Below are 8,910 nucleotides of genomic sequence, written 5' to 3' on the forward strand. Positions count from 1 at the left end.
CGACGGCTACGACTGGATCGAGGACGTCGCGTGGGAGGGTCTCGCCGGGAGCTCCGGGCCCGAAGCACAGAACGGAGACGAGCGGGCGGAACCCCGTGCGGGAACCGGTACTGGAGACTCCGGTACTAGCGGTACTTCACAGAATATGGTAGACCCCGAAGAACTTCAGGAGCAGCTCGCAGAGGTCCGAACCGAGCGAGACAGTCTCGCCGACGAGAAGGACGACCTCGAAGAGCAGCTCTCCGAGAAAGAGGAAACGATCGAGAACAAGGAGGAGCGGATCGAGCAGCTCGAGGAGGAGATCGACCCCCTCGTCGATATGCTCGCCGAGCTGGCGGCCGAGGACTCGCCGCTCCAGGCCGAGCAGCTGGCTGACCGGTTCGAGCCGAGCGAGCTCGTCGAGACGCTGGCGCTCGACGCCGGCTGGTCCGAGGACGACGACGAGGACCCGGTCGAGATCGTCCGCGAGCAGCTCGCGGGCTCCCCGACCCCTCGCGGCGAGAGCGAGCCCGACGGCACGCCCGGCGGCGACCTCGGCGAGGAGGAGAAGCAGCACGCCGAGCAGCTGGCCGGCGAAGTGATGACGGCGCAGGACACGCTCGCCGCCGAGGGCTCGAACTACGAGTACCTCAAGCAGGAGTACGACGTCGACGCCGCGGAGTACGACGACGTCGAGCAGCTCCGCGCGGCCGTCCGCGGTAACGGAGGTGCCTGAACATGGTTCAGGGAGACCTCCGACTCTACGACCCCGGGCAGAGCCTCGACGTCGACGTCATCGCGGACCCCGACGGGAACGTCGCGGGACGCAGTGATCCCGTCGAGATCGCCGGCGAGGCGAACGGGCGGACGCAGGTCCAGCTGCCTACCTCCGACGGCGACGCGATCGGGACGCTTGAGCGGGCGCCTGATGTCGACGACATGGACTACGCCGCCGGCGACGTCGCCGGCACCGGGAGCGCGCTCGCGCAGGGCCCGGTCGACTGGTACGAGGACGCCTCCGGCGGCGCCGTCGCACCGGGCGACCTGGTCGTCCTGACGGACACGGGCGTCCGCGCCTACGACTCCGCCGGTGGCGACACGCCCGAGATGATCCTCGGGCGCGTCTTCGCGACCGGAACTCGAGCCAGCGCCGAGACCGCGAACAAGGTGGCCGTCCTGCGGCACAAGTAACTCAGGTAACACAAAATGGCACGACTTAGTTTCAAGAAGGCCGGTCTGCTCTCGCCGAAGACGCTGCGTGAGGAGATCGTTCAGGACATCGACCAGATGGATGAGGTCCAGGGCGAGGACGTCGCCAGCGCGAACAGCGAGTTCGCTGCTGTCGACCTCGACGCCCCGGAAGAGAACTACTTCCAGATCGGCGGCGCCGTCGCCCCGATGCGGGAGGTCGACCGAGCCGCAGAGTCCCCGATCGGTACGCTCGGCGAGATCAGCGAGAAGGACATCACGACCTACTCGTTCAAGGAGAAGATCGCCCCCGAGAAGGAGACCGACGCGAAGCTGAACAGTGAGCGGGAGATCCTCTCGCTTTACCGCTGGGGCGCGAACCAGCTCCGGGCGGCGCTGTTCCTCACCCGCGAGCAGGTCACCTGGCAGGGCACCGCGAGCGTCGAAGGGTTCGTCGGGCAGGACGGGCAGACGCCCCACTCGGACATCCCGACCGACAACGTCATCGACCCGACCAACGCCTACGACGACCGGGCGAACTCCACGCCGTACCAGGACTTCTCGTACGCCTCGTACCTGCTGAACGAGGCCGACCAGACGTTCATGAACGCGCAGGTCACCGCCGACCCGGTGGCCTACGTCACCCCGAGCGCCTGGCACGACATCAAGAACAACGAGGACATGAAGGACCGGTTCTCGGGCGTCGAGGTCCGGGGCCTCACCGGCAGCCAGGTCCGCCGCCTCGTCGACGAGGAGATCCCCGAGATCCGGATGGTCAAGGTCAAGCTCCCGCGCACCGACGGCGACGGGAACTTCCTCGACGAGGACGGCAACGTCGTCAACGACGTCGACGACGCCGCGATGGACAACGTCCTCGAGCCGTACGACGCCGATGCCGGCACCCAGCGCCGGAACATCGTCATCGGACGGCCCGGCCCCAGCTCGGCGTTCCTCCCGTGGTTCGGCGAGAACATGGGCGAGTTCGACGAGCCCGACGCCCCGTCGACGGACGGCGGCTTCGCCATCGACGAGAACCGCGGCTTCGGGACCCAGACGTGGATCGGGAACGACCCGGCCGTCACCTGGCTGAAGGGCTTCCAGGACATCGGCTTCCACCTGATGCTCCCCGAGCAGTGGGTCGTCATCCGGGACATCTGAGGTGACCGATGACTGAACTCAGATGGACCCGCGACTCGACGTTCCACGACGGCGCGAGGAACTTCCGAGCTCGCGGCCCCGGCGTCTACGACGTCCCCGAGGAGGCGGTCGAGGACTACCTCGACCACCGCTCCGGCGCATGGGAGCGCCCCGAGGAAACGTCCGACGAAGAACAAAGCGCCGAGTCCCAGGACGACGGCACCGACGTCGACGAGGACGAGTTGGCGGAGCTCCTCGACGGCACGATCGGCGAGGTCGAGGACGCCCTGGAGACCGGCGAGTACGACGACGTCCTCGACGAGCTCGAAGCCCTCGAGGAGGACGGCGAAGGCCGGAAGGGCGTCTTCTCGGCGATCGACGAGCGGCGCGAGGAGTAACGCATGGCTGAGCTCGCCGACGCCGACTCGCGGACGTCCTACGAGGACGTCACCGGTGGCGGGTTCCAGACGGACCTCACCGAGTCCGAGGTTCGCGAGTACATGGACGACGCGAACATGGAGGTCGACGATCGCCTCAAGGGCCGCGGGCTCTCGGAGCGCCGGCTCGCGAAGATCGAGCGGGAGCTGACCCGCCACTTCATCAAGTTCCTCGTCGACGAGGAGCGCCAGGTCGAGTCCGAAGACATCGGCCCGGTCTCGTTCGACTACGCCGGCGCGCTCTCGGCGGAGGGACTGAAGGCGACGACCCACGGGCAGCAGGTGATCGAGTACGACACCTCGGACACGCTCGGGCCCGATGGCGGTGACTTCTGGTCGGTGACAGCATGAGCCGGTTCCCGGCCCGCCGGGCGCTCCGCCGCGCCGGCGTCGACGTCGAGCTCTACAACTTCGAGCAGGCGGAGGCGGCCGACTCCCGGGGCCAGCCCTGGAGCCAGACGGACGCCTCGCCGCAGACGATCGACGCGATCGCCGACCCCGGCGGGAAGTCGGTCTCCTACGGCACCTTCGGCGTCGAGGTCGATGCCGACCAGGTGTACCTCGTCGACGCCGACCTCGTCGACGAAGGCCTCCGCGATGGCGGGGGCGAGGGCGCGTCGGTCATCGTCCAGGACGGGAAGGCCTACCGCGTGATCGACGCCGACCGCTCCCAGAATCACGGCTTCGCCGTCCTCGAGTGCGAACTCGATGAGGAGGTAGACCTGTCATGATCGAGAACTACCAGGACCTGAACCGAGACGAAACGCTCGACGCCGTCGCCGACTTCGACGGCGAGCGACTCGCCGCGTTCGTCGAGTACGAGCGCGAGCACAAGGACCGGAAGACGGTCATCGAGCCGCTCGAGCGTGAGCTCGTCGACGTCGTCCCGGCCGACGGCCGGCAGTACGTCGCTGGCGTCTGGTTCGACGATGCGTCCGAGCCGGAGACGGTCCGGCGGTCGACGCGGATCGAGCAGGCGCTCGACGAGGGCGACCTCCTGGAGGCTGAGTAGCGATGGTCCGCGACGAGAACAACTTCGACGAGGTCCGGGACGCCTTCGACTCCGGTCTCGAGACCGGGCTCGTCGAGCTTCACTCGACCGTCCTGAAAACGCTCCTGCGGAACATGGCCCGCGGGAAGGACGCGCTCGGGAACTCGTGGGAGCCCATCAAGGCGTCGACGCTCCAGTCCCGGAAGGTCCGGACGTCGTCGACGGCGCCGCTCGTCGACACCGGTGAGCTCCGCGGCGACATCGCCTCGACGTCCGAGGTGAACACGGCGGAGCTCTACGCGGTCATCGGGACGACGAAGAAGTACGGCGAGGTCCACGAGCTCGGCGCTCCCGAGGCGGGGATCCCCGCCCGGCCGATCTTCGGGCCCGCTGCTCGCCTCGCCTACCAGAAGGCTCCCGACACGGTCGGGAACGAGATCGACGTGCGCCTCGAAGGCGCGGAGCTCTGACCGACGATGCTCACGACCGCCGAGGAGGACCGCATCGAGGCGGACCTCCCGTTCGTCCAGACGCTCACCTACGAGGGCGCCGACTACCAGTACGAGCTGACGCCGTACTGGTCCGGGCCCGATCACGCTGGGGACCGCGTCGATGCGGCGCCGGAGTACCCGGCGATCGTCTTCGGCTGGGACTCGCAGGGCGCCGAGGATGAAGAGCGCCGACCGCTCGGCGGCGTCTCGCGGATCGACGACCGCGGCGACGCGGCCGAGTTCGCAGAGGTCGAGGAGCGGTCCCTCGACGACGAGCTCTCGATCACGGTCGCCGTCGACGCGAGTCACGATGCGAACGGCGTCCCGCCGGACGTCCGCGGGAAGCAGCTCGCGCGGGCGATCTGGCGATACATCGTCTTCGAGATGGACCTCGACTCGGTGGGCGCGAACGGCGAGCGGCCGCTGCTCATCGAGCCGCTGAACCCGCCGACGCCCGGCCGCGTTGCAGGGACCTACCGCCTCGAGTGGTCGGTCCAGGTCTCGTACGTCGACGAGCACGAGACGGTCCACGAGACCGTCGACGACGCCGAGTACGCCGTCGACATGGAATAGTCAGCTAACCGAAACGCGACAGAACACGACAGAGAACACGCACAATGCCAGTTTCAGTGGTCGACATCGACCTTACGGCAGAGATCGCGGCTCTCCCCCAGCCGACCTTCACCGACGTCGCCGTCATCGGGACGGCGACCGCGGTGCCGCCGAACGCGGCCTTCGGCGAGGTCAACCGGTACGGGAGTGCCGCTGAAGTAGCGAACGACTACGGCGACGGCTCGGACGTCCACGAGTCCTCGAAAGAACTCGAGGGCCGGGGCGTCGAAGAGTGGATGGTCGTCGTCCTGGAGGCAGTCGAGGAGACCGAGACCATCGACGACGGGAACGCCGTCTCGACAACGCCGGTCCTTGGGGACCCCGTCCCGACCGCCGCGGCTCGGGACGTCGTCTTCTCCACCGAGTCGCCCCCGGCGGCACCGGACAACGGCGAGGTCGCGATCAACACCGACACCGGTGAGGTCACGACCGACGACGGAACGAGCGCGGACATCACGTACTACCACGCGGACTGGACCCGCCTCGATCGCCTCGGCGAGCTCGGCGCCGACCGGCTCCACCGAGCGAACACGCAGGCCGGCCGCGAGCACATCGGGACGTACGACGAGCTCGTCACCTGGGCCGGCGGCAACCGCGCCGGCGTCGTCCTCCCCATCAAGGACGGGACGACCTTCGCCGACACCGACGCCGCGATGACCGCGGCCCACGAGACCGCGGGCTACGTCTCGAGCGGCGATGTCCTCCCGTTCATCGCGATGGAGTCGAGCGGCGACCCCGGCGGCGAGGTCCTCGGCCAGCTCGCGACGAACGACCCGTGGTTCGACCCGTTCTTCGACGGTGACGGCTACGGCTTCGCGAACGACTACTTCGAGGACGCAGTCGTCGGCGACCCGTCGACGGCGGAGACGTTCGAGGGCGGCGACGTAAACGGCGACGGGCCGGTGAACGTCGTCATCAACGTGGGCGGGACGACCGTCCTCTCGAACTCGGTGTCGACGGCGGGCGCCTCGAGCAACTACCAGTACTTCGACGTCTCGATGACCGAGTCGTACGCGGCAGAGATAGTCGAGAACGCGCTGACCTCGCTGCGGCTGCGCGAGGATCGCGTCCCGTTCACACAGGACGGTCGGACGATGATCTCGTCGACGATCAAGTCGGCCTTCGCCGGCGACGTCGGCGGCGCCGACGACCCGTTCGCCGAGGTCTCGGTGAACGTGCCGTCGATCGACCAGCTGACCGACGACGAGAAGGCGAACCGCGTTTGGAGCGGGATCTCCATCGAGGGGACCCTCTCCGGGAACGTCCACGAGTTCGGTCTCGAGATGACCGTCACGGTGTAACTGGAGTGATCTAACACATGCCACAAACCAGAGACTTCGACGTTGACCAGATCTCCGTCTTCATCGACGGCGAGCGCGTCGCCGACCTCGACTCGGTCGGCTGGGACGACTCGGCCGACCACGAACACAACCGGACGATGGGCGACGACGGCAACATCTGGGTCATCGTCGACGAGGAGGTCGAGGCGACCGTCGCGGTGAAGGCCGTCTCGCAATCGATCCCCCGCCTCGAGCGGGCGTACAAGAACGCGGAGACCGTCTCCCTCGCAGTGCAGTACGCGGACGCAGAGCCCCGCGTCGAGTCGAACTTCCTCGACGGGAAGTTCCTCGGCTTCGGGCCCGCGGACGACTACGAGAACGACTCGATGCCGATGTACGAGGGCTCGCTGCAGTTCGACCGCGTCGAGCACGAGTACGACGAGTAAGCCGACTTAGTAGATCATGAGCTCTGATTCTCCCGAGTCCGGTGACGACCAGCCGGACGCTGACAGTACCAACGCAGAAACTGAACTCCAGGACGTCGACGAGGAGCCAGTCGACCTGACGCAGGTCGACCCCGAGGAGATCGACCCCGAGGACCTCGAGAACCAGGAGTGGTCGCTCGGTGGCGACGACACGGGCTACATCAAGTTCGGCGGGATGGTCTTTGAGGTCCAGGACCCAGAGGACGACGAGATCCTCAACCTCATCGTCGGCGCCGCGACCGGCGAAGGCGAGGCCGGCCAGATGGACGGCTCCGACCGGATGTTCGCGCTCTGCGATAGCGCGGTCGTCTCGCCGGAGATCACGCCGGAGCGCTGGCGGCAGATGAAGTCCGGCGAGCGCATCGGCCTGACGATGCGGATCGCCGAGTGGGCCGGCATCGACCAGATGATGGATTTTCCCGAAGGTGGGGAAGCTCCCCCGCAGGCCGAGTAACCACGCGGATCCATCAGGAGTCCGGCATCCCTCTTCAGGAAGTCGCGGAGTGGCCCTGGACGAAGCGGCTCTGGTACGCCGAGGCCTACGACGCGATCGAGCCGGACCAGTCCGAGCTCGGCGCCGGCGGGCTCGGCGGCTTCGAGGGACTCGACGTCGACGCCGGCGACGTCCCGGGCGACATCCCCTCCTCGTTCGGTTCAACCGGAAAGAGCGTCACGAAGGGCGTCTCGAAGCATGACAACGTCTTATCGGTGAATTAACATGGTAGGTTTTAGCGGCAACGTCCGACGGATAGCAACAGTACTGACAGCATCCGATCGGGCGTCCGGAGACCTCCGCAGTGCCGAGAGCGCCGGTGACGACGCCGCCGAGTCGATGGGCCGTGCGGAGCGCCGCGCCCGTGGGGCTAAAATGGGCTTCATGGCGTTGGGGACCGCGACCGTAGCTCTCGGTGGATCAATCGCGCTGCTCGCGGGCCGGTTCGGACAGCTGGATCGCGAGTTCCAGACGATCCAGACGACGTCGGGCGCGACCACGGAGCAGATGGAGGATATGCGAGACTCCGTGAAGCGCATCGGCGTCGAGCTCCCAGTCACGATGTCTCAGGGCGCGCAGGCGATGAAGGCCCTCTCGTTCGCTGGCCTCGACGCTTCGGAGTCGATGGACGCCCTGGCGGCGACGTCTGAACTCGCCGTCGCCTCGGGGATGAACGCCTCGCAGTCGGCGAAGACCGTGGCGCAGTCCCTCAACGCATTCAACATGGAGGCCGAGCAGGCCAACGCCATCGTGGGGGCGATGGGTGCGACCTTCGCATCAAGCGCGACGAACATCCAGTCCCTCTCACAAGCGCTGACCGAGGTCCAGGCGACCGCGAGTTCCGCGGGCATCTCGGCTGCCGAGACTGTGGCTGCCATCGGGACACTGGCGGACTCCGGCCTCGAAGCCTCGAAGGCCGGGACGTCGCTGAACGCCGTCCTCTCGCGCCTGACCGGGAACAGTAGTGAAACCCAGAAGGCCCTAGAGGAACTCGGCCTCTCGACTCAGTCGTTCACCGACTCGTCAGGCGATCTGAAGAGTATGACCGACATCCTGGGCACCCTCTCGTCCGAGATGGACGACGTCGGTTCGCAGGCCGAGCGAATTGCTCTCGCTCAGCAGCTCGTCGGGCGTGAGGGTGCGCGGGCACTGCTGCCGTTGATCGAGGACACGGACAAGTTACAGCAGAAGCTGGAAGACAATCTCCGCGCCGAGATACAGGGTGCCATCGGCGACCTCGCAGAGTTGAACGATCAAGAGCTCTCGGGAGTGTCGCAGGCGCTCGGGATGGACGTCTCGGAACAGACGGGGACGAAGGAGTTGATCACGAACCTCCGCAAACTCTCAAACGAGGGTGAGTCTACTGCCGAGATCGCGTCACGTCTCCAGGTCGGTCTGGGGCTGACTGATCAGGCCGCGCAAGCACTCGCCAGTGACATCGCGGACACGAATCAGCCGGTCAAAAACATCGCAGAGGGAATCGGAGGTGTGACGACCGCTGCGGAGCTGGCCGAGAAGCAGACACAGACGCTCTCGGGCCAGGTCCAGCAACTCCGCTCGACGCTTCAGGTCATCGGGTACGAGATCTTTGTGGGCACGAAGCCGGCGATCACTGCGCTTGTCGGTGCACTCCGGTCCGTCGCTGATCCAATCTCCGAGAACGAGACGCTTGCTCGCGGGCTCGGTGCCGCGTTGGTCGCACTCACGGGCGCAGCGGCGGCCGCGACCGTCGCGTTCGGCGCTGCATACGTCCAGGCTGCGATCCTGCCGGCCGTCCTGAAGGTTGTCTCTGGGTCGTTCCTCGCCGGCGCCGCGAG

General features: G+C 67.1%; 13 protein-coding genes. All 13 read left to right on the forward strand.

The genetic code is table 11. The features are described from left to right. Positions 1–145 precede the first annotated feature (145 nt). Complete coding sequence (locus Q0116_RS07160; protein WP_297886645.1) at positions 146–715, forward strand: hypothetical protein; 570 nt, start codon at positions 146–148, stop codon at positions 713–715. Positions 716–717: 2 nt separating this feature from the next. Further along, positions 718–1,170, forward strand: a complete 453-nt coding sequence (locus Q0116_RS07165) for a hypothetical protein (RefSeq protein WP_297886646.1) — start codon at positions 718–720, stop codon at positions 1,168–1,170. Positions 1,171–1,185: 15 nt separating this feature from the next. After that, a complete protein-coding gene (locus Q0116_RS07170) occupies positions 1,186–2,325 on the forward strand; it encodes a hypothetical protein (RefSeq protein WP_297886647.1) in 1,140 nt (379 codons plus the stop codon). A gap of 8 nt (positions 2,326–2,333) precedes the next feature. Beyond that, entirely contained in the window at positions 2,334–2,702 is a 369-nt protein-coding gene (locus Q0116_RS07175) for a hypothetical protein (RefSeq protein ID WP_297886648.1), read from the forward strand. 3 nt (positions 2,703–2,705) lie between these two features. Further along, positions 2,706–3,092, forward strand: a complete 387-nt coding sequence (locus tag Q0116_RS07180) for a hypothetical protein (protein WP_297886649.1) — start codon at positions 2,706–2,708, stop codon at positions 3,090–3,092. Continuing rightward, positions 3,089–3,472: a hypothetical protein gene (locus Q0116_RS07185; RefSeq protein WP_297886650.1), complete on the forward strand. Its 384-nt coding sequence runs from the start codon at positions 3,089–3,091 to the stop codon at positions 3,470–3,472. Before Q0116_RS07180 ends, Q0116_RS07185 begins: the two co-directional genes overlap by 4 nt. Beyond that, the gene (locus Q0116_RS07190) at positions 3,469–3,753 is read left to right on the forward strand and encodes a hypothetical protein (protein ID WP_297886651.1); all 285 of its coding nucleotides are present in this window, start codon (positions 3,469–3,471) and stop codon (positions 3,751–3,753) included. The genes Q0116_RS07185 and Q0116_RS07190 overlap by 4 nt, the downstream gene beginning before the upstream one ends. 2 nt (positions 3,754–3,755) lie before the next feature. After that, positions 3,756–4,202: a phage virion morphogenesis protein gene (locus tag Q0116_RS07195; protein ID WP_297886652.1), complete on the forward strand. Its 447-nt coding sequence runs from the start codon at positions 3,756–3,758 to the stop codon at positions 4,200–4,202. Between the two features lie 6 nt (positions 4,203–4,208). After that, positions 4,209–4,796 carry a hypothetical protein gene (locus Q0116_RS07200; protein WP_297886653.1) on the forward strand — a complete coding sequence of 196 codons (588 nt, stop codon included), beginning with the start codon at positions 4,209–4,211 and terminating at the stop codon, positions 4,794–4,796. A gap of 44 nt (positions 4,797–4,840) precedes the next feature. Next, on the forward strand, positions 4,841–6,136 hold the full coding sequence (locus Q0116_RS07205) for a hypothetical protein (RefSeq protein ID WP_297886654.1): 1,296 nt from the start codon (positions 4,841–4,843) through the stop codon (positions 6,134–6,136). A gap of 17 nt (positions 6,137–6,153) precedes the next feature. Next, a complete protein-coding gene (locus Q0116_RS07210; protein WP_297886655.1) occupies positions 6,154–6,561 on the forward strand; it encodes a hypothetical protein in 408 nt (135 codons plus the stop codon). Between the two features lie 16 nt (positions 6,562–6,577). After that, the gene (locus tag Q0116_RS07215) at positions 6,578–7,054 is read left to right on the forward strand and encodes a hypothetical protein (RefSeq protein WP_297886656.1); all 477 of its coding nucleotides are present in this window, start codon (positions 6,578–6,580) and stop codon (positions 7,052–7,054) included. A 414-nt stretch (positions 7,055–7,468) separates the two neighbouring features. After that, a partial coding sequence (locus Q0116_RS07220) for a phage tail tape measure protein (protein WP_297886657.1) occupies positions 7,469–8,910 on the forward strand: 1,442 nt, incomplete at its 3' end.

This window comes from uncultured Halorubrum sp., from assembly GCF_937146585.1.
Taxonomy (GTDB): Archaea; Halobacteriota; Halobacteria; order Halobacteriales; family Haloferacaceae; genus Halorubrum; species Halorubrum miltondacostae.